Source organism: Salinicola lusitanus (assembly GCF_003206045.1).
Classification (GTDB): domain Bacteria; phylum Pseudomonadota; class Gammaproteobacteria; order Pseudomonadales; family Halomonadaceae; genus Salinicola; species Salinicola lusitanus.
Genome location: NZ_PZJM01000002.1, coordinates 388319 through 412172, shown reverse-complemented (window position 1 = coordinate 412172; position 23854 = coordinate 388319). Strand labels below are relative to the sequence as shown.

Annotated in this window: 29 protein-coding genes; 9 read left to right on the top strand and 20 right to left on the bottom strand. The window is 59.9% G+C overall.

Annotation, left to right across the window (positions count from 1 at the left end; translation table 11 throughout):
- Positions 1-95: 95 nt before the first annotated feature.
- From DOM45_RS03735 to DOM45_RS03685, 11 genes are all read right to left on the bottom strand, one after another.
- Positions 96-842, bottom strand: coding sequence for a TraX family protein (locus DOM45_RS03735; RefSeq protein WP_110598152.1), 747 nt, complete (start codon positions 840-842; stop codon positions 96-98).
- Positions 839-2125, bottom strand: coding sequence for a secretin N-terminal domain-containing protein (locus DOM45_RS03730; protein ID WP_110598151.1), 1287 nt, complete (start codon positions 2123-2125; stop codon positions 839-841). The genes DOM45_RS03735 and DOM45_RS03730 overlap by 4 nt, the downstream gene beginning before the upstream one ends.
- Positions 2106-3188, bottom strand: coding sequence for a zonular occludens toxin domain-containing protein (locus DOM45_RS03725; RefSeq protein WP_110598150.1), 1083 nt, complete (start codon positions 3186-3188; stop codon positions 2106-2108). Before DOM45_RS03725 ends, DOM45_RS03730 begins: the two co-directional genes overlap by 20 nt.
- Positions 3188-3538 carry a DUF5455 family protein gene (locus DOM45_RS03720; RefSeq protein WP_110598149.1) on the bottom strand — a complete coding sequence of 117 codons (351 nt, stop codon included), beginning with the start codon at positions 3536-3538 and terminating at the stop codon, positions 3188-3190. The genes DOM45_RS03725 and DOM45_RS03720 overlap by 1 nt, the downstream gene beginning before the upstream one ends.
- A 2-nt stretch (positions 3539-3540) precedes the next feature.
- Entirely contained in the window at positions 3541-4857 is a 1317-nt protein-coding gene (locus DOM45_RS19970) for a hypothetical protein (protein WP_157958346.1), read from the bottom strand.
- A 95-nt stretch (positions 4858-4952) separates the two neighbouring features.
- Positions 4953-5222 (bottom strand): major coat protein, encoded by a 270-nt coding sequence (locus tag DOM45_RS03705; protein ID WP_110598147.1) that lies wholly within the window; start codon positions 5220-5222, stop codon positions 4953-4955.
- Positions 5223-5322: 100 nt separating this feature from the next.
- Positions 5323-5421 (bottom strand): tail virion protein G7P-2, encoded by a 99-nt coding sequence (locus DOM45_RS20475; protein WP_425272023.1) that lies wholly within the window; start codon positions 5419-5421, stop codon positions 5323-5325.
- A gap of 38 nt (positions 5422-5459) precedes the next feature.
- A complete protein-coding gene (locus DOM45_RS03700; protein ID WP_240612281.1) occupies positions 5460-5795 on the bottom strand; it encodes a hypothetical protein in 336 nt (111 codons plus the stop codon).
- 369 nt (positions 5796-6164) lie between these two features.
- Positions 6165-6371: a hypothetical protein gene (locus tag DOM45_RS03690; protein ID WP_110598145.1), complete on the bottom strand. Its 207-nt coding sequence runs from the start codon at positions 6369-6371 to the stop codon at positions 6165-6167.
- Positions 6368-7303, bottom strand: coding sequence for a hypothetical protein (locus DOM45_RS19965; RefSeq protein ID WP_157958345.1), 936 nt, complete (start codon positions 7301-7303; stop codon positions 6368-6370). Before DOM45_RS19965 ends, DOM45_RS03690 begins: the two co-directional genes overlap by 4 nt.
- Positions 7300-7503 carry a DNA-binding protein gene (locus DOM45_RS03685; RefSeq protein WP_110598144.1) on the bottom strand — a complete coding sequence of 68 codons (204 nt, stop codon included), beginning with the start codon at positions 7501-7503 and terminating at the stop codon, positions 7300-7302. Before DOM45_RS03685 ends, DOM45_RS19965 begins: the two co-directional genes overlap by 4 nt.
- Positions 7504-7611: 108 nt before the next feature.
- Here DOM45_RS03685 and DOM45_RS20470 point away from each other — a divergent pair, with 108 nt between their 5' ends.
- The 3 genes from DOM45_RS20470 to DOM45_RS03670 all read left to right on the top strand — a co-directional run bounded on the left by DOM45_RS20470 (position 7612) and on the right by DOM45_RS03670 (position 9715).
- The gene (locus tag DOM45_RS20470; RefSeq protein WP_110598143.1) at positions 7612-7902 is read left to right on the top strand and encodes a helix-turn-helix transcriptional regulator; all 291 of its coding nucleotides are present in this window, start codon (positions 7612-7614) and stop codon (positions 7900-7902) included.
- A gap of 128 nt (positions 7903-8030) precedes the next feature.
- Positions 8031-8909, top strand: coding sequence for a DUF2726 domain-containing protein (locus DOM45_RS03675; RefSeq protein WP_157958344.1), 879 nt, complete (start codon positions 8031-8033; stop codon positions 8907-8909).
- Positions 8906-9715, top strand: a complete 810-nt coding sequence (locus DOM45_RS03670) for a hypothetical protein (RefSeq protein ID WP_157958343.1) — start codon at positions 8906-8908, stop codon at positions 9713-9715. The genes DOM45_RS03675 and DOM45_RS03670 overlap by 4 nt, the downstream gene beginning before the upstream one ends.
- A 191-nt stretch (positions 9716-9906) precedes the next feature.
- Here DOM45_RS03670 and DOM45_RS03665 read toward each other — a convergent pair whose 3' ends face one another.
- The 5 genes from DOM45_RS03665 to DOM45_RS20210 form a co-directional block, all read right to left on the bottom strand.
- On the bottom strand, positions 9907-10053 hold the full coding sequence (locus tag DOM45_RS03665) for a hypothetical protein (protein ID WP_205909383.1): 147 nt from the start codon (positions 10051-10053) through the stop codon (positions 9907-9909).
- A gap of 55 nt (positions 10054-10108) precedes the next feature.
- Positions 10109-11014 carry an FRG domain-containing protein gene (locus DOM45_RS03660; protein ID WP_110598140.1) on the bottom strand — a complete coding sequence of 302 codons (906 nt, stop codon included), beginning with the start codon at positions 11012-11014 and terminating at the stop codon, positions 10109-10111.
- A 576-nt stretch (positions 11015-11590) separates the two neighbouring features.
- The gene (locus DOM45_RS03650; RefSeq protein ID WP_110598139.1) at positions 11591-11770 is read right to left on the bottom strand and encodes a hypothetical protein; all 180 of its coding nucleotides are present in this window, start codon (positions 11768-11770) and stop codon (positions 11591-11593) included.
- 19 nt (positions 11771-11789) lie between these two features.
- Positions 11790-11918, bottom strand: coding sequence for a hypothetical protein (locus tag DOM45_RS20380; RefSeq protein ID WP_280951649.1), 129 nt, complete (start codon positions 11916-11918; stop codon positions 11790-11792).
- A 23-nt stretch (positions 11919-11941) separates the two neighbouring features.
- The gene (locus DOM45_RS20210; RefSeq protein WP_205909382.1) at positions 11942-12217 is read right to left on the bottom strand and encodes a DNA adenine methylase; all 276 of its coding nucleotides are present in this window, start codon (positions 12215-12217) and stop codon (positions 11942-11944) included.
- Between the two features lie 145 nt (positions 12218-12362).
- Here DOM45_RS20210 and DOM45_RS03640 point away from each other — a divergent pair, with 145 nt between their 5' ends.
- Positions 12363-12962: a LysE family translocator gene (locus tag DOM45_RS03640; RefSeq protein WP_240612280.1), complete on the top strand. Its 600-nt coding sequence runs from the start codon at positions 12363-12365 to the stop codon at positions 12960-12962.
- A 423-nt stretch (positions 12963-13385) separates the two neighbouring features.
- On the top strand, positions 13386-14321 hold the full coding sequence (locus tag DOM45_RS03635; RefSeq protein WP_110598137.1) for a pirin family protein: 936 nt from the start codon (positions 13386-13388) through the stop codon (positions 14319-14321).
- Positions 14322-14592: 271 nt separating this feature from the next.
- Here the strand turns inward: DOM45_RS03635 and DOM45_RS03630 are convergent, their stop codons facing one another.
- The 3 genes from DOM45_RS03630 to DOM45_RS03620 all read right to left on the bottom strand — a co-directional run bounded on the left by DOM45_RS03630 (position 14593) and on the right by DOM45_RS03620 (position 16948).
- Positions 14593-15159, bottom strand: coding sequence for an NADPH-dependent FMN reductase (locus DOM45_RS03630; protein WP_110598136.1), 567 nt, complete (start codon positions 15157-15159; stop codon positions 14593-14595).
- 203 nt (positions 15160-15362) lie between these two features.
- Positions 15363-16193 carry an alpha/beta fold hydrolase gene (locus DOM45_RS03625; protein WP_110598135.1) on the bottom strand — a complete coding sequence of 277 codons (831 nt, stop codon included), beginning with the start codon at positions 16191-16193 and terminating at the stop codon, positions 15363-15365.
- Between the two features lie 101 nt (positions 16194-16294).
- On the bottom strand, positions 16295-16948 hold the full coding sequence (locus DOM45_RS03620) for a hydrolase (RefSeq protein ID WP_110598134.1): 654 nt from the start codon (positions 16946-16948) through the stop codon (positions 16295-16297).
- 150 nt (positions 16949-17098) lie between these two features.
- On the opposite strand from DOM45_RS03620, the gene DOM45_RS03615 reads away from it, so the two are divergent.
- Positions 17099-17998: a LysR family transcriptional regulator gene (locus DOM45_RS03615; protein ID WP_110598133.1), complete on the top strand. Its 900-nt coding sequence runs from the start codon at positions 17099-17101 to the stop codon at positions 17996-17998.
- A 147-nt stretch (positions 17999-18145) separates the two neighbouring features.
- Here the strand turns inward: DOM45_RS03615 and DOM45_RS03610 are convergent, their stop codons facing one another.
- Positions 18146-19072 (bottom strand): LysR family transcriptional regulator, encoded by a 927-nt coding sequence (locus tag DOM45_RS03610; RefSeq protein ID WP_110598132.1) that lies wholly within the window; start codon positions 19070-19072, stop codon positions 18146-18148.
- 210 nt (positions 19073-19282) lie between these two features.
- Here DOM45_RS03610 and DOM45_RS03605 point away from each other — a divergent pair, with 210 nt between their 5' ends.
- The 3 genes from DOM45_RS03605 (at position 19283) to DOM45_RS03595 (ending at position 23668) form a co-directional block, all read left to right on the top strand.
- A complete protein-coding gene (locus DOM45_RS03605; protein WP_110598131.1) occupies positions 19283-20362 on the top strand; it encodes a 4-oxalomesaconate tautomerase in 1080 nt (359 codons plus the stop codon).
- Positions 20363-20563: 201 nt separating this feature from the next.
- Complete coding sequence (locus DOM45_RS03600; protein WP_240612279.1) at positions 20564-21673, top strand: Bug family tripartite tricarboxylate transporter substrate binding protein; 1110 nt, start codon at positions 20564-20566, stop codon at positions 21671-21673.
- Positions 21674-21712: 39 nt separating this feature from the next.
- Positions 21713-23668, top strand: coding sequence for a tripartite tricarboxylate transporter permease (locus tag DOM45_RS03595; protein WP_110598130.1), 1956 nt, complete (start codon positions 21713-21715; stop codon positions 23666-23668).
- The last annotated feature ends 186 nt before the right edge of the window (positions 23669-23854 follow it).

The window sequence follows — 23854 nt, the reverse complement described above, 5'->3', positions numbered from 1 at the left end:
TGGAATGACAGCCCCGTTGACTACCGGTGACCCACGACAGACTCGTTTACCCCCACTCGCTAGTCGTGTGCCCTCGGCAGTCCGTATTGAACTCCTCATAGCGACAGGCTCCAGGTGATAGCCGCGATGACGGCCAAATGCAGCGGGTACCAGGAGAGCCGGAGCGGGCGCGGGATGGCCGGCACCGGGACATCGAGACGCAGCGAACCGTTGGCCAGGAGAATGAGCGTCATGGCCGTGGCGGTGCTGATGAGCATGTGCAGCGGGGAGCCGTTAATGACGGCGGCCAGGAGTAGCACCGGGATCGCGGCAACGGTGCGATGTGGGTAGCGGTAGGCCAGCACGAACGCCGGCACCAGGAGCAGGCCGAACAGGCCGTACTCGACGTGGGGGCTGATCGAGAGAGCCAGAATGACCAGGACGATGCCGATGGCCGCCTGGAGAGTGCGTTCCTGGATCTGTTGCAGCGCGACCACGGCAAGCAGGCCCAGGGCGAGGGTGAAGCAGACATTCAGCTTGTCCGGGGTGACGACCAGGGCATAGGGCAGTTGCGCCAGGGAGCCTACCCAGAGCAGCCGGAGGCCGTATCGAGCCGGCCGACGAGTGTTGTGGAGGAGATGCCACGCGACCATGCCGGCGAACAGCGGGAAGGCGACGCGGCCGAGGGTGATGGCCCAGGGCGTGAACGCGGCATCGGGCCAGAGATATTTGGAGACGTGCTCGGCGGTCATGGCCAGGATCGCGAGCCACTGGGCGAGCGGTACCCAGGCGTTGGGTAATAGTGGTTGCCTATGAGATCCGCCGCGATCGTTGGGTGAAAAGCTATCGATAGCCGGGTTCATGACGTGACCTCCTGGGTGGGTAGCACGGTGGCCTGGAGCAGCACATAGAGGTTGCTGGTCTGGCTGCTGGTCGAGGTGGAGCGGAACAGGCCGCCGATGACGGGGATATCGGAGAGCAACGGGACGGAGTTTTCCTGACGGCGGTTTTCTTCGGAGACGAGGCCGCCCAGGAGCACCGACTGGCCGGACTGGATCTGGACCGTGGTGGCGATGCTGCGTTGGTTGGTGATGATGTCCGAGGCCAACAGCGAGTCGGTCAGGCTGTCGGCGGCGGTGTTGACGTCCATGACCACCAGCCCGGAGGGCGTGACCACCGGGAACACGTTCAGGGTGATGCCGATGTCCTTGCGCTCGATGGTCTGGAACGGGTTTTCGATGTTGGCCGCTTCGCCGGTGATCCGCCCGGTGATGAACGGCACGTTCTGTCCGACGCTGATGGTGCCGCGCTGGCCGGACAGGGTGAGGATCTGCGGCGTGGAGAGTACGCGGGCATTGGAGTCGCGACGGATGGCGTTCACCGCGAGCGCGAGGGTGTCGCCGTCGAAGATCCCGAACGAAGCCCCGGGCACCGAGAGCGCGTTACCCAGGCTGGAGGTGTTGAAGCCGCCGGCGGCGTTGCTGCCGTTCCTGGCTCGGCCGAAGGCGACACCAAGATCGAAGGTATCGCCGTCGCTGGTTTCGAAGATGATGGCGCGAATGAGGACCTGGGCGCGGGTGACATCGATCTGCGGCAGGAGCTGCTCCAGAGCGTCGATCCGATCTTGGGGGCCGTTGACCAGGAGCGCGTTGGCGGCGTGGAGGATCTGGGCATTGGCGGCGGTGAGGCTGCCGGTGGTGGTCTGGGCCAGGAAGGCATCGACCAGGGGCGCGAGATCGTCGGCCCGGAGGTGGGTGATCGGCAGCACGCGGGAGACGCTGGGATCCCGAGGGGCCGGGGTGCCGATCTGGGCCATGAACGTCTGTTGAGACCGAGCGGGTACCAGCGTCGGCGGATTGCCGGGGACGAGCTGGTAGCCGTGGGACTGCATCACCCCCTGGAAGAACTCCGGGAGCTGTTCCGGCGTCACGTCCGGGGCGTAGACGGTCAGGGTGCCGTCCACGCGAGGATCGATGGCGATGGGCGTGGCGGTTTCCTGGCTGTACCAGTGAACGAACTCCCGCACGTCGGCGCCCTGCATATCGATGGGCATGGCGAACAATGGCCGCGCCAGCAATAACAGCCATGCAGCCAGCAGCGAGACAAACAGGGCATTGCAAAGGGATCTAACAACCGATGTCAGCATGTTGAGCTCCAGATTCGAGGCGGAGGTGACAGGCGCCCATCGGCACGACGGTGAGCCCTTGGCGCTCGAGGTCGTGGCTGGTGGTGGGCCGGTTGTCGCCGTCCAGGAGTCGATAGGTGGTGAGGTCGCCCAGTTGGGCATACCCGGTGATCCGCGCCCGTTGGTAGGCCGTGAGGTCGACCGTGGGGGCGGGGGTGTCGGGCGTGGCCTCCGGGTCCGGTCGGCTGTTGCGCGCATCGACTTCATCGATGACCAGCACGGACGTGGTGAGGACGATTCCCAGAGCGAAAGCGGCGACCGCCATCAACGGTCGGTTGAAGCGTTTCCAGTAGATGCGGGTCAGGCGCATGTAGAACCTCGCGTCGCGGGGCACGCGGAACACGCCATGGGTGAGCCACGGCGGCAGCATGGAATAGGTCTGGTGGGGGTAGGCGTCGGAGAACGCCTGCTTGGTGTCATAGGCCGGGTAGAGCGAGCGGCCGGTATAGGTCCAGCGCTCGACGACGAGGCTTTGCGGAGAATCCCCGTACTTGACGATGCCGAGGTGGACCTTGGGCATCGGCAGCTTGCCGCCGGCGAACATCGACCACAGCGAGCCGATGAACGGGATCGAGAGGCGATCCAGGCGGCGGCAGTAGACGACGTGCTCCGCCAGGGCAACGCGGGCCTGCTTGTCCATGATCGAGAGATCCTGGATCAGGAAAATGATGTCCCAGCCCAATTTCCGAGCGTGGAGAAACCAGTCGATGACGGCCTGGCGCGACTTGTCGGCCCAGGAGCGGGAGTTGAACCAGGTACCACACTCGTCGAGCACCAGGAGACCGTTCTTGGCTTCGTCGTAGGTGTCATTGCCCCTGCCGATCGCTTCCAGGTCGGCCAACTGGGGCTTATCCGGGATGCGATAGACGCGGGTGTTCCTGGCCTTCTCCCCGATCAGCTTGTTCAGCCGGAGATCCAGGTTGGTAGCCACCGGGCAGCCGCGGTTCAGCTTGTCCTTGATCTTGCCCACCGCGACCAGGGTTTTACCCGCGCCGAGCTTGCCGGTGACGACGTAGACGGCCATCAGATGCCCCCAAGACTCAAGATGCGGTCCTTCACCTGGAGCGCGAAGACCGCGAACTTCGCCATGACCAGGGCGGCGACACAGTTGGAGAAGTTGTCCGGCAAGACCCGGTTGAACCCGTCGGCCAACAGCGGCGGGAGGGACACCGTCAGCCCGTCGACCACACCGGAAATCACGGCGGCCATGCCGGTGACGAGGCCGAGGAAGATCCCGACCTTGATCATGAACAGGCCGAATCTGGCGACCTTGAGCCAAAAGAAGAACCGCAGCAGCACGCCACCGAAGTGCTTGAAGAACTCGCGGAGCAGCGGGACCAGGGCAGTGAAAAGTAGGCGGACGAGGGCTCCCATGATTAGGCCTCCCCGCCGTTGCGATACGACAGCGCCATCATGGTGATCTGGTACGCGGTGAAGAAGAACAGAATCCAGGAGAGGGCGGCTTTGATGAGATCGAAGACGCGACACTCAATCGTCAGCGTGTGGCCCTGGAAGGAGAACGACAGCGGGTTGCAGCCGCCACCGGAAGGGATCGAGGGAAGCCAGGAGGTGGCGGTGTCCCTGACGCTGTTCAGGGCCGAACCGAGGATGCTGGAATCGGACTCGAATAGATCCTGGTAACGCTGTGTCAGTTCGCCCTGGATGCCGTCGTTCTGGGACTCGACCTCGGCCATCAGGTCATCGCTGAGGCCCTGGCCGTCGAAATCGGCCACGACATCTTCGCCCGAGGGCGCGCCATCCTGGTTGGTGAAGGTGTCGACGAGGTTAGAGAAGCCATCGTTGATGGCCTTGCGGACACTGCCGATGGCATCGATGACGCCATCCAGCCCCTCGCCGTCATCGCTACCGCTGTCACCGTCCCCGCCAGAATTGCCACCGTCAGAGCCGCTATCGCCACCGGACGACCCACCATCCCCACTACCGCCCCCTGACGAGCCGCCACCACCAGAGCCGCCGCCGCCACCGGAACCATCACCGGATGAACCGCCGTCAGAGCCGCCACCCCCGCCAGAACCACCGCCGTCACTGCCGCCAGAGTTGCCGCCGTCATTGGAGTCATCGATAACATCCCCGTTTTCGTCGATAGTCACCTCGGTGACATTGTTAGCGCCGCCGGTATAGCAATAGGTTTTACCACCTGTTGTAACGGAGCCTATGGAACAGGAATCAGGGTCGTCAGTAGGCTCATATATATCCGGGGTTTCAACTTCTTCATCTTCATTTTTTTCCCCGGTAGACACAGCAACCCAATTGGCAGAACACCAAGTCGTTCCATCATCATTGCTCCCGCATGCTGTGAGTCCGGGGCCGGCAGTAACAGAACAAGAGCCAAAATTGGCAGATAAGTTATCTAGGGAGGGGCCATCTATAATGCGTTCGCCACCATAAGCAGACTGGCACTGCTCGTCGGTATAGACGAAATTGTAAATAGGAACATCGGGAAGCACATAGTCAGAATCTATGTTCGTGATTTTTTCAGCATAAATAATTTTAGTATCATCGCGGTTAAACCTAGCCCAGAGTGCGTGATCGGGGTATCTAGGGATGAGTCTAGAAATAGGTTCATCATGACCAAAATACCGATCGGCATAACTATAGGTAGCTATTATTTGAGCCGCCGACACATTCGATGAATAGGCGATAGCAAAAAGAAGAAAAATAAGAATTCGCATAAGCCACCAACAAAAAAGGAGCCCCGGAAGGCCCCTTGAGTCACCGGCCCCGGTGTACGCCCAGGGCGGAGATCGGGGCCGGTTGAACCACCGGATCAGGTGGCTTTGTTGGCGAACTTCTTGAACAGGCCGATGGCGAGCAGTGAGCCGACGATGGCGGTCACGACGGGCCACGCTTCGCTGGCCATACTGGCGGCCTGGCTGGAGAGTTCAGAGAATGCGGCAGATGCAGCAGAGCCACCGTCGGATGCCATGGCAGCGGTGGTGCCGCCAATCATGGTGACGGAGACAGCCGTTGCCTTGCCGGCGACTTTGCGGAGGGCGAAACGGGTACGGACGGCAGCGTTTTTCAGTTGGGTTTTCATAGTGTTTTTTCCATGAATTGCTTGAACGCGAGTGTGGACTTACCCCACGCCCAACCTAGGGCGTAGGCTCCTAACAGGTAGCCGATGAGGGTTGCGGAGCTCATCGTTGGCCACCCTTGATTGCACCGAGCCCGAATGAGACGACGAGCGCGGTACAAAACGTGAGGAGCCACAGTTGATCGAACTGTTCAGCGGTCATTGGTGGCTCCTCGTTATCCGGGTTATGCGATGGCGATATCAGTTGGTCTTGCTGGTGCTGTCCGGCTTGGTATCGCTCGGGCGGCGACCGGTCACGCTGGCTTCACGCACGGCAATGGCGTGCATCGTTACCTTGCCTTGGGAGGCGCGGATCTCGACGTCGAGCTCCAGGTTGCCGGGCAAGCGCGGGTTGAGTTCGCGGATCTTGTCGACCATCTCGAACGGGGCGGACATGGTGGAGGTCTGGAAGCCGAACAGGTTGTCGTTGTCCGGCGCGGCCTCGTTCATGATGATCAGCTTGGCCCCTTTGATGCCCTCGACTTCGTAGCGGGAGGCACCGATAACGTGGGCTTGAATGGTGTTGATCATGGACATGGTTTGGTTCCTTTTAGCGTTGGTACTGGGTTGCCAGGGTGTGGCAGTGGCGAGCGAGTACGACTAGCTCTGATAGGTCGGATGACTCGGGGTCGAGCATCCGGGTTAAGTGTTCGGCCTGGGCGTAGAGAAGCGCGGCGTGACCGTAATCGCGCCCCTGGAGACACCGCCGGGCCCGCTCCCTCAGAACTCGGGGCTCCGGGCAGGCGTCTGCCCACCCGACACCGCCTGCCATCGGTCGTGAAGCACGGCGGCCGATCCCGCACCCCCCGTCAACCCGTGCTGCGCAGGGTATGACGGGGGGCACGGTTCCGGCCTGGGAGGCCGTGCGACCGATGGGCGACGGGTGACGGGCAGGCAGGAACATGATTAGAGCCCCGGTTCCGGGCGGGCCGGAGAAGGGTCACCTTCCAGGACGGAGCGGTCGCCGCGCTCGAGTTGCGCAAGGCCGTACTGAAAGAGCCGTTCGCCCAGGGCGGAAGGGGTCAGGCGGTTGGTGCCAGCCTGGACGAGAAACCGGGAGTGGTCGCTCTGATCCAGGAACACGCGAACGGGTTGTTTCTTCGCGGTGGTCATTGGGTGTTCCTCGTGTGGGTGGGTGCTGCGGGAGTACTGCGATGCGCATTCAGGAGTGAACGCGTGATCGCTTGGGGAATAAAAAGGGCCCGTGACGCCGGGGAAGCCTGTCGGGCTGGGAAAGACGAGCAGGCGAAAGCGCCACGGACCAAGGGGAACGCGGTTGCGGCAGGAATCGGGGACAAAAAAACGGCCCGATAAGCGTCACCAGGGGTAGTGACTGACTTACGGGCCGGAAAAGATCGCTTCTTGTGGAAAGCGACCATGAACTCGGTGAAGCCGGTGTCGGTTAATAGAACCGAATTCGACTTAGTGCATAAATTGTCGCCACTAAACGACGCCCAAGCAAAGGATATTTTGGTGCTGTTATAATTTTTTACAATCCTGGCGTAAAAATTAGACCAAAGGCGAAAGATATTGACGACAGTATGTCGGTTAAAGCCGGCAAACTGTAAATAGAAGATACAGTCAGTATAAAAAACCCGCAAGCGATGGAGGACCTTATCGGACCAAACACCGTTGCGGGTGGAGATAGCGTCAACTGATCGAGTCAGGACGTCATTTGGTGTATAGCGATGTTCATGGTCGCTATATTTCTTCGCAGTCTGATTGCCGTTAGTTGTAACCCGCCAAGTGAGCGAGCACATACCAACTGCATCCGCTGCAGTTACCGATGCTACTCCTCGAAAGCGCAAAGGAACAGGATGCAAAATGCGACAATGGTCAAAAGGAACCCGGCTATGGGAAAAAGTCGGCGAAGACCGTTTGCCATACCGGGTTGAAGCGGCCGCAGGGAAGCAACCAGAACCGGAAATCTCTCGAAAAGCCAAGAGTTTACATTCTGTTAACAACGGTAATTTTATAGATACAAAATAACAAGGCGCTGTCGCGTCGTCATTGACGCCAAAACGTGTAGGAGATTGACGATTCATGACCATTCCTCGTCGAGGCATTCGAACTGGAGGAGGGCGACGTTGATCATCAGGCGGCGACCGATCTTGCGAGACGGCAGATAGCCACGGCGAAGGTGGCCTTCAATGGTGTCGAGAGACAGTCCGGAGAGTTCGGAAAAGCGCTCTTTGGTCATGAGTGGCACGAGGGCCGGGACCTGGGGCGTTTTGCTTGCTTCCATTGTCGTAAGCCGCCTTTGTTTGTCTGTGGTAGGCTTTTCTTGTGCAATAAATCAATAGGTAAGATCTTACCTTGAGTAAGATGCTACCCGAGTAGGATCGTACCCGCAATGGACGAAGGAAAGAAAATCCGCCAGATCAGAGAACTTTTCGATCTAAGCAGGCAGCAATTTGCCGATAAGGTGGGAATAAGCGTTCACACAATCCACAGCACCGAGTTGGGGCGTATGAAATGCTCCATCGAGACTCTGCGCGCTGTGCAGGGTGCGTATCCGCAGTTCGCTAAGTGGCTGAACGAGATTCCGCTAGAGGATGGCGATGGGCAAACGTCGCCCGAGATAGAGGAAGCACGAGATCGGCTTAAGCAGACCGGAACGGATACAGGATCGCGAAGCGAGTAAGGGATCGCTGGTACCAGGGAACAGGGAATTAGTGTTGGGCGGGAAAAGGGAGAGGGCGCGTTAGATGCTCAAGAATCCCAAGGATCTACCGATGAAAACGAAAAACAGATCCGTTCAGGGGAATGCAGATGTTGGGGAACATCGCGGATGGGCTGATGCTGACAGGTGGAGGCATCGTAATCGGTAGTTGGTTAGCCCTATGGCTGACACCATCAGATCATAAATTGAATATGATACGAGTTGGCATATGCGGGATGATATCCGTAGGTGCTTTTATATGTTGGGTGAAGCTTGGGACATATACATCGCTTATAGCGATATCACAATGGCCGGTAATGGGTGTCACCATTGTGTCGATTATCTCCTATAGCGTATTTGTTGCCGCTATTGAACCTATCTGGATAAGCCTCGATCATCGATTAAGACCTTCCGGGCAGCGCTTCAAAGAAACAATCGAAGATGTTGCCGATCAGATGGATAAGTATGAGCGAAAAGCGGAAAGGGATAATATCGATAAATATTTTGAGGAATGGGAAGCGAGGCAAGAAAACAGGCGTAGAGAGCCCAGGGTAGGCGATAGAAACCTATCCGAGGAATTAATGGACGAGGGGCGGGCGTATATTGCCAAAGAGCAACTAATGAGCCCATCAGAGCAGTTTGCGTACAAAGTCATTGAATATAAGTACAGCGACAGGTTTTATGTATTCTCGCAGGTTCGCGTCGTTGACGTTATTAAGCCTAACGTAGCTTTGCATAAGCGTAACTCCAGAGAGTTTTATTCGCTATTTCGTCAACTTTCCCAGTGGCATTTTGATTTCGTGCTCTGCTCCCGAGAGGATTTTCGAATCTGGTGCGCTATTGAGCTGGATGATCCGAGCCATAAGCAAAAGGAGCGACAGAAACGAGACCGGATACTCAATCGGGCATGTGAGGTGGCTGGGCTCAGATTAGAAAGAATGACGATAAATTATGATAGAAGAATAATTGAAAAGGTGGCGTGCCAATGAGTTATATTATTTTATCTTTTGGTTTCGGTTTGTTGTTGTCTTCCGTTCTGTCAATATCGTCATCAAATTTTATAGTTTTTGAAGCCAGCATTTTGGCAGCGCTTGTCAGCTATTTTGCCGTCCTTTTTAATATGAAAAATAAAGAGCAGGCATATAGGGAGTCTCTTGTTGATGATGTGCTAAAAGTGGGATGGGATTTAATGAGGGATGTAAGTAGTACGCTTGATAGTCTTCTTATGCTTAGCCAAAAAATAACTTACATGAATATGAGGGTTGAGGATGTTGAATGTCGAACTATAGAGGAAATGAAGGAGAACTTAGAACGTATGGCAACGGTTATGAATTATAGCTCCGAAGCAAATTCGGTAGCAAGGAGATTTGATATAACGCTTGTAAGGTTTCTAAATACATATGAAGAATTAGTTGGCGTTGATGAGTTTCATAAGAGCGATTACGAAGAGGTGGAGAACGCGGGAGAGGAAATTAGATCTAAGCTTCAAGAACTTAGCAAAAGGGTCGCGCGTGAGAGAATGCAGGATATCAGCATCGTGAACTATGAAACAATTAAGGAGCAGAATATCATTAGGTCAAAATTGTCGGCATTAAAATCAAAGGAGTTTGAAAGAGAAAGTAGATTTGGGTTTTTGAAGTTGGAAGGTATTAGGCTGCATTTGATTTTGATTCTTTGTGTTGCAGCCGTTAGCTTCGGATATATTGTTTCTGAGAGTATTCAAGAAGAAAAACTTACTAAGTCGCAGAGTGTCAACCAAGTGTCAACCGCGTTGACGCCTAGAGGCGGGTATTGACGGTTTCATTCTCCCTAACTGACTGTTTTTACGTACAAAGTCGGCCAGCGTCGATTTTCTGCAACAACTTGTAATCAGTAGGTCCCGGGTTCGACTCCTGGTGTCGGCACCAGAGCTTAGAGATTGATTCAAAAGGCTTTTTAAGCCTTTCAAGAGACCGCCCTTCAAGGCGGTTTTTTTGTGCGTGTCCATTAAGTGTCCATCTTGGCCAACGGATTCAGTCTGGTGGCTTCTTCGAGGTTGTCCGGCGCCAGGTGGGCATAGCGCATCGTCATCGCCAGGGATTGATGATGTAGCGTCGCGCCGTATTTGGCATCGCCTAGCGTCCTATTTGGCACCGGCTAACTCCTCCATCCGAGCAGTATTTGCGATCTACTTGGCACTGCGCCGCTTTCACCATAGCTCGCGTAGCCCAATCTCATCTGGATCAAAACCCTGATGCTCGGCGTTCGCCCAGTCACGAAGTGTGTGAGCTATTCCCTCGTAGCCGGGGAAGAGAGTTGCACCAGATACTCCTAGCAGCTGGCATGACTTTAGTAACTCTGCGGCTTGGTCCGCACCTACCGTGATTAGCTCTAGCGTGAAGGGTTCTAACTCTTGAGCGAATAGTCTTGGTTGACGTTGAAGACCCTCGGGTAAAAAGGGCGATTCTTCCTCTGGGAACCGCTGATCATGAAACGACGAGATACTTGCAACCGTGAACAGCCCGGACTGGGCAGCGAGGTTCGGGCTGGTACTTCCAGGAGCCTCGACAATGTGCGCCCCCTCGCTTTTCTTGTTGAGTGCCCATATCGCGAGCCGTTGTCCATCCTCCATCGGATTGGACAACGCAGATGATGCTGCAAAATAGGCAGCTACATGCGCACGACGAGACCAGTCCAAAAGGCAAGTGGGAACCCCGTGATGCTGAGCGAACGCCAGTGCGTGATGCACCTCGCGAGGGGGCCAGTCGCCAGGCCTGGTCCGCAGGGCTGGGTTTGTCACAATGGCTCTGAGGTACTCGTTGTCCCCAGGTACCGGGAATCCAGAGCTATCGCATGCCTGAACGAATCGTTGCATCACCTCTTGCTCGAACTGAACCTGATCTCCGCAGGTGGTCTCTTTGGTGCCCCACCTCTTCGGTGCAGAGACTACGCCCTCGATGCGGTAGCTTGATGGAATAAGATCCAGCCCCGCCGATGGCTGACCCCGGAAAATGAATTTATTCTGTGGCCAACGATCAGTTTCCAGAGGGTCGAGGTAAGCCAGAAACTCACGCGCAGTCTCAAAATGTTGTTTCGAAAAACCAGGTCTATGCATGTCTTTGCTCGCATTAGCGTGACTTTAAACAACCCCGCCGGCTCAGCCTCCACATCCCAACTGAACATCAGCACCTCGCGGGCTTCTTGGCCCTTGCCGCCCCGACGGTGTAGTGGATGTCGGTGCTCTCGACTTGGTAGTCAGCGAACACCTTCCGGATGTCAGGATGGTCGTTGAGGCTGATGATGGCTTTGCCTCTTGCTCGGTAAAAGGTGAATAGGGCTTGTGGACCCACGAGAGGCGTGTAAGCCTAGTTTCGTCAGCGTTGCTGATGCCTCTAACCCTTGTAGGAGTATGAGAATGTCTGTACCGATCGCTGAGCTAAGAGCTCTAGCCCATGAATGTTTGGGAAAACACCTGGTGTCTATCAGTGATGGCCTCGACCTTATCGTAAGGATTCAAGTCATGGGACGCCGGTATCGCTTTGAGCTGCCCCACGGATGGTCAAAGTATCGAGTCGAGAACCGCCTGCAATGCGTCCAAGGTTGGATATGCAGAGAGATAGCAGCTAGCTCCACGAGTTTTCAGAGCTAGCTCCCAGCTTCAGGCGCAAGAGGTACCTGAGCATCAGTCATCCTAATTTTCTATCACCACCTTCCCATCGTCATCCGTGTACACCTGCTGGTCGAACTCGACCTGCACCAGATCCTCTCCTCGCCGTTTGAGCCGATAAAAGTCCAGGCCACAAAACGACAGCTCGTCGTCATCCTTGAATGCTGCAAGTTCTTTCCGGAATTCACCTACTGTCATCTTCACTGCATTCTCCTCTAAGTAGTCAGAATAGCCCCGCCGGCTCGGCCTCCACATCCCAACTGAATATCAGCACCTCGCGAGCCTCCTGGCCCTTGCCGCCGCCGACGGTGTAGCGGATGTCGGTAGTCTCGATGTGGTAGGCAGCGAACATGCGGCGGATGTCGGGGTGGTCGTTCAGCGAGATAATCGCCTTGCCCTTGAGCTTACCGAGGTCTCGGCCATCTGTTCATACTCTTCGATGCCGAACGGCACCCCGTAGCCCTCAGTCTGCCAGTACGGCGGGTCGAGGTAGAACAGGGTGTGGGCGCGGTCGTACCGGGCGATGTAGTCTTGCCAACTCAGGTTCTCAAAGTAGATCGAGACCAGCCGCAGGTGCGCGGCTGAGAGTGACTCTTCAAGCCGCAGCAGGTTAAGGCCAAGTGGCGTAGTGGTTGCGAGAAAACCGCCCATCGAGGCGGTTTTTTCGTTTGCGTAGATTGGCTACGTAGATAAAAGCGGCTAATTGCCATGAGATGCTTGTTGCCATGAGCTGCTTGCAGCTGGGGTTTTTGATCACCTATCGAGTGCTACATCGCGAGCCGCCATGGAAAACATAATGGCTTTCATCTTCGCGGCCACATTGCTCACCTTGACTCCCGGTCTCGATACGGCGCTGGTGTTCAGAACGGCTTCGATTGAGGGTCCCGGGCAGGCGGTGAAGGCCGCGCTCGGAATCAATGTCGGCTGTTTTCTCTGGGGAGCGGCGGTCGCCTTTGGTCTGGGCGCTATCGTTGCCGTTTCAGAACTCGCTTACAACGTGCTGAAGTATTGTGGCGCTGCCTACCTGTGCTGGCTGGGTCTGAACATGGTGCTTTCGCCTCGCTGCAGTATCGGACTGGTCGATGTCCACCCGGTCAAGCGTGAAAACTGGTTCCTGAAAGGCGTTCTGGGAAACGCGCTGAATCCAAAGGTCGGTGTCTTCTATGCGTCATTCCTTCCTCAATTCATTCCCCAAGGTAGCCCGTTAGTCGTCTGGACGTTTGGACTCGTGGCCATTCACGTGCTGATTGGTTCGGCGTGGTCCCTGACGCTCATCGCCGCGACTCGACCGCTCGGTCGCTTCCTGCGCAAAGCGCATGTTATCCAGTGGCTGGATAGAACTACCGGTATGGTGCTGCTGCTGTTCGCCGCGCGCCTGGCCTATAGTCAGCGCTGACTTCTGACAAGCCGCATCTTTGGACGGCAGTGGGCGAAGCGGTTTGCTCGTCGCCATCCGGCTACGATTCCTCTGCAGTGGGGTGATCTCCCGGTCGTCGATACCCGCGCCGTTTCCGGACGAGGTTGGAGCGTGCCGTGGTGAAGAGCCGGGTACCCGGTTCATCGCGCAGGGCCCGCGCGTCGTCGATGAGTGCCAGCGTGTCGGCCTGGCGCGAACGGCGCAACAAGCGATGCTAGATTCTGCCTTCAAATCGATCGTCAGGCGCCATCGCGTCGCAGCGTCTTTGGCGTTCCCCGTTCAGCAACACGGTCGGACGGTCTCCAGGACTAGTCATCAAAACGCTCCGAGCGCTAAATTGATGCTTGATGGCAGCGGGTCCGACTTCACTCCCGCGGCACCTGCCGAGGAGGAAAGAGCCCCATGAGCTGGAATCCCGCATTCGAGCCCGGCTGCCCCAATGACGTTGGCATCGACGCGATCGAGACATTGATCATTCCCCGCGCCCGCGACCTGGGGGGATTCGAAGTTCGACGCGCGCTACCGGCACCCAAGCGGCAGATGGTCGGGCCGTTCATTTTCTTCGACCAGGCCGGGCCGGCCGAACTGTTGACCGGCCAGGGCATCGATGTCCGCCCACACCCGCATATCGGTCTCGGCACGGTGACCTACCTTTTTCGCGGGGATTTCCATCACCGCGACAGCACCGGGGCCGACCAGATCATTCAGCCTGGCGCAGTGAACTGGATGGTCGCCGGACGCGGCGTTACCCACTCCGAACGCACGACGAGCGCTGCCCGAAATGCCGCCAACAGCCTGTTCGGAATCCAGACCTGGCTGGCGCTCCCCGAAAGCCACGAGGACATGGCGCCCACGTTCGAGCATCATGGCAAGGCGACGCTGCCGGTCATCGAGGATGGCGGTGCGCATGTTCGGCTGATCCTCGGTAGCGCTTACGGCAAGACCGCCCCTGTCACGATGTTCTCCGAGACCTTCTACGCCGAGGTGACGCTCGAAGCGGGAAGCCTGCTGCCGCTACCGGACGACCACGAGGATCGGGGCATCTATATCGTCGAGGGCTCGATCTCGATCGCCGGCCAGGATTACGCCGCGCCTCAGATGATGGTTTTCCGGCCCGGCGACCGCATTACCGTCGCCGCCGGTGGAGGCGGGGCACGGCTGATGATCCTGGGCGGCGCCACGCTCGGCGGTCCTCGCTACATCTGGTGGAACTTCGTCGCCTCTTCTCGCGAGCGCATCGAGGAGGCCAAGGCCGAATGGCGCGCCGAAGACTGGGGCAATGGGCGCTTCGATCTTCCGGTGGACGACCGCGAGGAGCATATACCGCTGCCGAGTTGACCGGCGGCGAACCGGAATACCGCCGGCGCGCCCGACACTCCGTGAGCGACATCTACCGACGGCGTGCCTCGGAGAGATGCCGGACGGAAGGGCTCGGTCTCTCAATCGTCAGGCCCATGCTGACAGTTTCTTCGCGGCGGCTGCATCGGTCGCAGGCGGTGTCTTGACTCGGCGATCATCGCCCCCGGGCCAGTCGAGAATCCCGTTCATCGAGCTGATCCTCGCTTGTCGATTCCCGCACCGGCCGAGTCTTCCGGCTCTAGCTGGGAACTCAACGCTCCCTGGTATGGGACCGAACGTGAACGACGAACTTCGCCAGATAAGCCTGCAGGCGGTCTCTTACCTCGGTATCGACGAGATTGCCATCATCATCAAAATTCTGACCCGCACGTGACACGACCAATCGCTCGCCGGACCAGAGGTCGACGCCAAGCATCCGCAGCACGGGAAGCCAGGCATCCTGTGCCAACAAGGTCCCGAAAGCACCCGGTGAGGCTCCAATCACCGCGAATGGCTTGCCACCAAAAACTCGCGGAATGTCGGTCGCGGGTCGTGAGGCCCAGTCGATGGCATTCTTGAATACACCAGGAATGCCGTTGTTGTATTCCGGCGTGGCCAGAATCACGCCGTCGGCCGCCGCTATCGCGCGCTTGAGATCGTCGACTGCCGGAGGAGTGCCCGATTGGGCTTCCTCATCCGTGTTGAGAAGCGGGATGCCTGCGATGCTTTTTACTTCAAGCCTCGTGCCATCAGGCATCATTTCCGCTGCCGCTCGTAGCAGACCGAGATTGAAAGAGGCATGCCGCAGGCTTCCCGCTATACCCACAATTTGAGTCATCGCTGTTCACCCAAGAAAGAGAAAAGTGGTCAAGATATGGCGGCCCCTGGACGGGGCTGGCCACAATAAGGGGGGGACGACGATGCCACCCCCGAAGCAGTCCGCGTCTTCACGGCAATGCTCCATGCTGGCCATTGCATTCGTGGCTCGAAACCGGCGCGGATCTTCACTGAGATGCCAGCGGCGGCTGGTCATCCCCGGTTTCAGCTCTGGAAGAATCCCATCAGGTCGGCGTTGATGAGCTCTGGGTGCGTGGCGAACATCCCGTGCGACAGGCCGGGGTAGGTCTTCAGTATGCCGTTGGGCAACAGCTCGATCGCCTGGCGAGCCGTGGCATCGACCGGCACCACCTGGTCATCCTCTCCGTGCATCAGCAGCACCGGCAGGGACACCGCCTTCAGATCGTCGGTGAAGTCGGTTTCCGAGAAGGCGGCGATGCAGTCGAAGTGAGCTTTCGCGCTGCCCATCATTCCCTGACGCCACCAGTTCCTGATCAATCCCTCGCTGATTTCGGCACCCTCGCGGTTGAAGCCGTAGAAGGGGCCACTGGGCACGTCGAGAAAAAACTGCGCGCGATTGTGCGAAAGCGCCTGCCGGAATCCATCGAACACCTCCATCGGCAAGCCTTCCGGATGTCGTGGTGTCGCCAGCATGATCGGCGTCACGGCACCTATCAGCACGGCTTTGGCGACACGGCCCGACTCGCTGCGGGCGACATAGCGGATGACCTCCCCGCCCCCCGTCGAGTGGCCGACATGAATCGCTTTCTTCAGATCGAGTTCGCGTGCCAGGGTCGCGACATCTGCCGCATAGGTATCCATGTCGTTCCCCGTGTCGGGCTGCTCGGAACGACCATGTCCGCGTCGATCGAATGCGATGACGCGATAGCCTCGGGACAGAAAGAACAGCATCTGGCTGTCCCAGTCGTCCGACGATAATGGCCAGCCATGGTGAAAGACGATGGGCTGGGCCGTTTTCGACCCCCAGTCCTTGTAGAAGAGCTTGATGCCGTCCTGCGTCGTGATTGTCGCCATCGGGATAGTCTCTTGTTCAGCGTGGTTCGGTGTCGTTACTGCGTAGTGGCGGGCGACGGACCTCGACGGCTCGCGTCCGAGGCCCGCCACGCCCCAAGGGATCAGTCCGCGTTGCCGGGCACCGGCGTATTGAGCAGTTGCTGTTCCCAGAGATAGGCGATGCCGCTGCCGCTGAAGTGCTGGATGAGAATCTCGGTCAGTTCCTCGACATGCTCGGTGCGAGCCCAGTCGCGCTGCCATTCGCCGGCGAGCGCCATCACGGTCATCGGGTTGGCACCGGCGGCGATCATGCGCTGGACCGCCACCTCGTGAGACTCCTTCGAAATTCCGCCCGACGCATCGGTGATCACGGTCACGTCCCAGCCTTCGCCGGCAGCCTGGATGACAGGCATGGCGACGCAGACTTCGGTCCACAGCCCGGCGATGATCAACTGCTTGCGGCCGGTCGCCTTGACCGCCTCCACCACATTCTCGTCCTGCCAAGTGTTCACCCAGGTCCGGTCGATGACTTCCTGGTCCGGAAAGACATCGGTGATCTGTAGGAATAGCAGACCACCGCGCCCCGCGATGACGCTGGTGAGAATGGTCGGCACATCGAAGGCCTTTGCCAACTTCGCCAGCGCCGTCGTGGAGTTGACCACGGCTTGCGGGTCGTGGCTGTTCAGGTTCGCGAGCTGGTAAGGCTGATGGTCGATCAGGACGAGTACCGAATCTTCAGGGCGAAGGAGTGATTCAAGGCCGTTGCGAAAGGTCATGGCGATTCTCCATATCTGTCATGATGGTTGGATTGTTGTACGAGGAGGCGGCGCCATCCGCGACGCTGCCTGGAGGGACATTGCCGTTCGTGGAGCGGATTCGGTAGTGGCCATCCGTGTCTTGCTGTGTCGCGAAATGGGGAACGCGAAATGGATATCGAAGAGCTGCAGACGTTCGTGGAAATCGCCGACTCGGGAGGTGTTTCGCCCGCCGCTCGGCGGCTTGGCGTCTCCAAGTCGATCGTCAGTCGGCGGTTGTCGCGGCTCGAATCGGAGTTGGGGGTCCAGCTTCTGGCACGAACGACCCGCGGCGCCGCGCTTACCGAAGCCGGCGCCACGTTTCGTGACTATGCAGCGAGAGTCTGCGCCGAGATCGACGTGGCCAGGGAAACGATCCTTCCCGCCGGCGATCTTCGCGGCCGCTTGCGTGTCGCCGCTCCGCTATCCTTCGGCCCGACGCATTTCGCCCCCGTGCTGGCAGAAATGGCGCGGCGTCACCCGCGGCTTCATATCCACACCAGCTACAGCGACCGCTTCGTGGACCTGGTCTCGGAGGGCTTTGATTGCGCGATACGGGTCGGCTACCTGCAGGACTCGGACCTGGTTGCGAGACGCGTCGGTCCGATCTCCGGGAAGCTCGTCGCCAGCCCGAGCTATATCGCGGCGCACGGCGCGCCCGCAACGCCGGACGAACTCGTCGAGCATCAGGCCCTCATGCAAGGTACCGAGGCCTGGCAACTCCTGGATGGCGACAGGACCATCACGGTTCGCCCGCAGGGCAGCTTCAAGGCCGACAACGGTCTCGCCCTGGTCGCCGCGGCTGTCGCCGGGCTCGGGATCGGCTACCTGCCCGATTGCCTCACCCATGAGCACGTGGCCAGCGGGGCGCTGGTATCGGTAATGACGGATCATCCGCCCCCGCCGGCAGGAGCCTACGTCGTCCGGCCGCCAGGCCAGTATCCTGCCCGCAAGATCCGCGCCCTCACCGAACTGCTGATCGAGAGCTTCGAACAGACTCCGCAGCACTGGGGTTTGGGTATCGACCCATGATCGGTTCGATACCTCGTCCCGGCCAGGCCTTGGCCGGCATGGCCGTAGACGCGGCTTGACCTGTCGTGAATAGGGTCGATCACCTCGGCCTTGCCCTGGTCACGTCGCAAGGGCTCCACGGACGATCGGTCGACGGGAATTGCATCGTTACAAGTTGATCGGCCCGATGCCGCCTTCAATGCCGCCCTTGTCCCAGTGTTTCAACAGCGTCTCGACGAAGCGTTCCGCCGCCGGTGAGAGCGCGCTATCCCGTCGCCTCACCATGCCCAGGGTCCGTTTCACCAGTGGCTCGACCAGGGGGCGCTGGACCAGCAGCGGGTGTTCCTGATCGGGCATCGACAAGCGGGGGACCGCCGCCACGCCCAGCCCGGCCTCGACCATGCCGAGCGAGGTCGACAGGTGCTGGACCTCGTAGAACCAGGTCGGGCGCTGGGTCAGCGACGAGAGTTCGTGGTCCAGCAGCATCCGGTTGCCGCTCATCTTTCCCACCCCGATCAGCTTGTGCTCGCTGAGCTCGCTCCAGGTGACGCTGCCATGCGCCGCCAGCGGATGGTCGTGCCGGCACACCAGCACGAACGGCTCGACGACCAGGGGAGTAAAGACGATATCGGGGTGATGCCCGCTGAGCATGTTGATGCCGAATTCCGCCTCGCCGCTCAATACGGCACCGAGTCCGTCGTTCGCGCTCAGGTCGAGAAGGCGAATTCGGATATTGGGATAGCGAGCGTTGTACTCACGGATGACGGCCGGCAGGAAATAGAACGCGGTGGTGGGTATGCAGGCCAGCGTGATCTGGCCGATTCGGTTCTCGGCCAGGGCGCGAATGTTGAACAGCGCATGGTCGAACTCATCCACCAGTCGTTTGGCCTGGGGGAAGAAGTCCCGCCCCACGGTGGTAAGCGAAACGCTGCGCGTCGTGCGCGCCAATAGCGGCGTGCCCAGGATGGATTCCAGCTTCTTGATGCGTCGGCTCAGGGCGGGCTGGGAGAGGTTGAGCGACTGCGCTGCCGCCTGGAAGCTCTCCAGTTCCGCCACCTTGAGGAACGCCTGAATCTGTTGCAGCTCATAGTTCATTGGTCGAATACCGGCTCGGCAAACCTTGCTGGGAAATGTAGCGGCTGAATCATTTTCATAATAAATATCAAGTGCTTGCTTGTTTTCAGTCTATTGATGCGCCTGTTGCATTAATCGTCACGATAATTGCATTGGATCGCTCGATACAAGCGTGCGAGTTTGCCCTCCACCAGTGGCCGCGGGTTGGCCGAAACGTGGAAGGAGCGATCTATGCAAGCCATTCCCTGCGTGCTGATGCGCGGTGGTACGTCGAAGGGCCCGGTATTCCTGGGTAGCGATCTGCCCTGGGATCCTGCCCGGCGCGACGAGATGCTGCTGGCGCTGATGGGGTCGGGCAACGAACTGGAAGTGGACGGCATCGGCGGCGGTTACCCGCAGACCAGCAAGGTCGCCATCGTGTCGCCCTCGCCGGAGCCCGGCATCGATGTGGATTACCTGTTCGTCCAGGTCATGGTCGAACAGCGGCGCGTGGATACCTCCCCCAACTGCGGCAACATGCTGAGCGCGGTCGGCCCCTTCGCCATCGAACAAGGGCTGGTGGCGGCCCAGGGCGATGTCACGCGGGTCACCATTCGCAACGTCAACACCCAGAGTGTCATCGACGCCGATATCCAGACGCCGGGTGGACGGGTCACTTACGTCGGCGAGACGCACATCGACGGCGTCCCCGGCACCGCCGCGCCGGTGTTGCTGGAGTTTCGCAATGCCGTGGGAGCGAAGACCGGTGAGCTCTATCCCACCGGCCAGCCACGAGACGTGATCGACGGCCTCGAGGTGACCTGTCTCGACGCCGCCATGCCCATGGTTCTGATGCGGGCGACGGATCTCGGCAAGCGGGGTGATGAGTCGCCGGCCGAGCTCGACGGTGATCGTGAGCTGATGGCCAGGCTGGAGTCGATCCGGCAACAGGCCGGGGCCGCCATGGGACTGGGCGATGTCGCCGACAAGGTGATTCCCAAGCCCGTCCTGATCAGTGCGCCGCAAGCGGGCGGTATTTTGCAGGTGCGCTATTTCATGCCGCACCGGTGCCATCGTGCGCTCGCCATCACCGGTGCGGTGGGGCTTGCCGTGGCGTGTGCCGACAGTCGCGGTATCACCGACGGCCTCGCCGGGGTGCCGGGCGACAGCGGACTGATGGAGTTCGAGCATCCGAGCGGCCGGTTGGGCGTGGTCAGCCATTGGCCTGCGGGGCAGCAGTGGCCGCGCTGCTCGCTGGTGCGTACCGCTCGCCGGCTGTTCAGCGGTTCGGTATTCGTCCCGGAAACGCTGGAGCTGGATGCCGTCGGCTGAAGGCGTCGGACATCGGGCACCCCATCCAAGGAAATACTGAATAAATCGACGAGCAGGGTGCAGCGCAAGGCCCACGGAGCGCAGAAGGCGAGACATAACATGAGGTTAGGCGAGTCTTCGAGCACCGCGCAACGCAGCGATTCGCCTGCGCAGGCATTTATGCAGTGTTTTCCCAACACAACACCAAGAGAAGGAGAGGATATGCACGCCAAGCCAAAACTCTCGCGACTGCCTTGCCGGCGCTGGTGGATCGTCTGCGCGCTGGCGCTGTTACCGCTATTCGCCGAAGCCGACGACGGCCAGCCCATGCCCGACACCCTGACCTGGACCGTGCCGTTCGGGGTCGGCGGGGGCACCGATGTCTGGGCCCGCTTCATGTCGCACTGGATGGCGCGGTCGCTGCCCTCGCATCCCGCCATCGTCATCGACAACGTGCCCGGGGGCGGTTCGATCACCGGTACCAATCTTTTCTATACCCGCGCTCAGCCCAATGGCGAGGAGATGCTGGTCACTTCGGCCTCCACCCAGTTCCCGGCCATGCTCGAGGATCCGCGGGTCCGCTTCGATTACGCCAAGTGGACGCCGATCATTGCCGCGCCCACCGGCGGCGTGGTCTACGTCCAGCCGCGTTTCGGCAAGGAGACCGGCGAGATCCTCGACAATCTGCGCGAGGAGCCGACGAAGTTCGCGATGCAGACGCCGACCGGGCTCGAGATGCCGGTGATGCTGGCATTCGACATGCTGGGCCTGGCGGTCGAGCCGGTCTTCGGCATGCGCAGTCGTGGCGAGGGGCGCCTGGCGTTCGAGCGCGGAGAGGCCGGGGTCGATTTCCAGACCACCTCGGCCTACTTCAGCAGCGTCACGCCGCTGGTCGAATCCGGCCAGGCCGTACCGCTCTTTTCGCTGGGCGTGATGAACGACGAGGGCGTCATCGTGCGTGACCCCGCCTTCCCCGATCTGCCCACGTTCTCGGAACTCTATCTGGCCCAGCCCGGAGCCAGCCGAGACGACGTCGCCTACGAGGTCTTCCACAAGTTCTTCGCCTCCGGCTACGCCCTGCAGAAGCTGCTGCTGGTGCCCAAGCAGGTCGACGCCAGGCTGCTGGCGCGCTATCGCGACGGTGCCAAGGCGCTGATGACGAACGAGGACTTTCTGGCCGCCGCGCGTCAGCAGGTCGGGCCGTACGAGCCGGTCGTGGGAGAGGTCGCCGCCAGGCAGCTGGCATCAGCGATGGAACTCAGCGATGCCCGCCGTCAATGGGTCGTCGACTGGCTCAAGGATCGTTACGGCGTGCGGGTCGTGACGCGTTAACTGATTCGTCGTCGCCGAGACGGTAGAGGAGACAACACAATGATAGATGCCTTGGTCGCGAGTTTAGGCGAGGTATTCAGTGCCTCGCATCTGGTCTACATGGGTCTGGGGGTGATGATCGGTCTGCTGGTCGGCATCATTCCCGGGCTGGGCGGGATTGCCGGCATGGCGCTGCTGCTGCCGTTTCTCTACGGCATGGAGCCGGGGTTGGCGCTGGGCATGCTGATGGGCATGATCGCGGTCATTCCTACGGGAGACACGTTCACCTCGGTGCTGATGGGGATCCCCGGTTCGAGCGCCTCACAGGCCACCGTGATGGACGGCTTCCCGTTGGCCAAGAAGGGCCAGGCGGCGCGGGCGCTGGCCAGCGCCTTCCTGTCGTCGCTGTGCGGCGGTGTCATCGGCGCCATCGTGCTGACCGGATTCATCCTGGTCGCGCGGCCGCTGGTGCTGGCGTTCTCGTCGGCGGAACTGTTCGTGCTGACGCTGCTGGGGCTGGCCATGGTCGCGGTGCTCTCCGGCGACAGCCTGTTCAAGGGCATGGCTGCCTGCGGCCTGGGGTTGCTGGCCGGGGCGATCGGCACGGCGCCGGCGACCGGCGAGTTTCGCCTCAACCTGGGCGTCGAGTATCTGTTCGACGGCATCCCGCTGATCGTCGTGGGGCTGGCGATCTTCGCGTTACCGGAGATCGTCGATCTGCTCATCCGGCGCGGCAGCATCGCCCGGGAGCAGACTTCACTGGGCCACGGGTGGCGCCAGGGCATTCGCGACGTCGTCGACAATCGCGGCCTGGTCGCCAAGTGCGCCGGCATGGGGAGCCTCATCGGCACCATCCCCGGGCTCGCCGGCTCGGTCGTCGACTGGCTCACCTACGCGTTCGCATCGAAGACGGCCAAGGGCGAGAAGCATTTCGGCCACGGCGACATTCGCGGCGTCATCGCGCCGGAGTCGGCCAACAACGCCTGTGCCTGCGGAGCCATGGTGCCGACGCTGCTGTTCGGCGTGCCGGGGTCGGGCACGGCGGCGATCTTTCTGGGCGGACTGCTGCTGCTGGGACTCGAGCCCGGGGTGAGCATGATCACCACCCACCTGGATCTCACCTACACCATCATCTGGTCGCTGGCGCTGGCCAATATCCTCGGTGCCGCACTGTGCCTGATGCTGGCACGGCCGGTCGCCCAGCTCACGCGCATCCCCTTCGTGCTGCTGGCGCCGGTGATCACCACGCTGATCCTGTTTGCCGCCTTTCAGGCCACCCGTTCGTTGGGAGACTGGTACACCCTGGTCGCCGTCGGCGCCATCGGGCTGCTGTTCAAGCAGGCCGGCTGGTCCCGTCCCGCTTTCCTGATCGGCTTCGTGCTCGCGCCGGGTGCCGAGACCTACTTCTATCAGAGCGTGCAGTTTCATGGCATGACGGCGTTTCTTCGCCCCGGGGTCATCATCATTCTGGCATTGATCGCGCTGGCGTTTGCCTTCCCGCTGATCAAGCGGTTGCTTCAGCGACGACGGCAGCCGCTGGCGGTGGGCGCCGACGTCAACCGCCAGACGGCCGACTCGCCGGCGCCGACCTTCGGCAACATCGATCTGGTGCTGGTCGCGGGCATGCTCGCACTGGCGGTCGGTGCCTGGTACGACGTCAGCGGCATGTCGATGATCGGCGGCATCTTCCCGATGCTGGCCATCGCGATCATGGCCATCGGCGCGTTGCTGACCGGCGCCCAGGCGTGGAAGGGGCAGGCAACCTGGGTCAGCCAGCCCATCGGCCAGCCACTGGTCTGGCTCGGCGGACTGCTGGCCCTGATCGTCGTGGCCTCGCTACTCGGCTTCATCAGCACTGCGGTCCTCATGACGCTGGGCTTCATCCGGTTCGTTGCCAAGGCACGCTGGTCGGCGGCGCTGCTGATCGCCATCGGCATTGGAATCTTCCTGCTCGGCATGCAGGCACTGCTGAACCTGCACTATCCCACGGGATGGCTGGACGCGATGCTGTTCTAAGCTGTCGCTCGTAGGGAGACTGAAGGACAGCACCACCAAAACCAGGATGGCACCGGTGACACCGGTGCCGTTTTTTGCCTAGAGAGCGATTATGCCCAGGGGGCATAACCGCAGGCGCCAAACGGGTCTTGATGTCAGAAATCGATATAACGTTATAACTGTGCAGGCGTTACGCTAGGGGTAGGC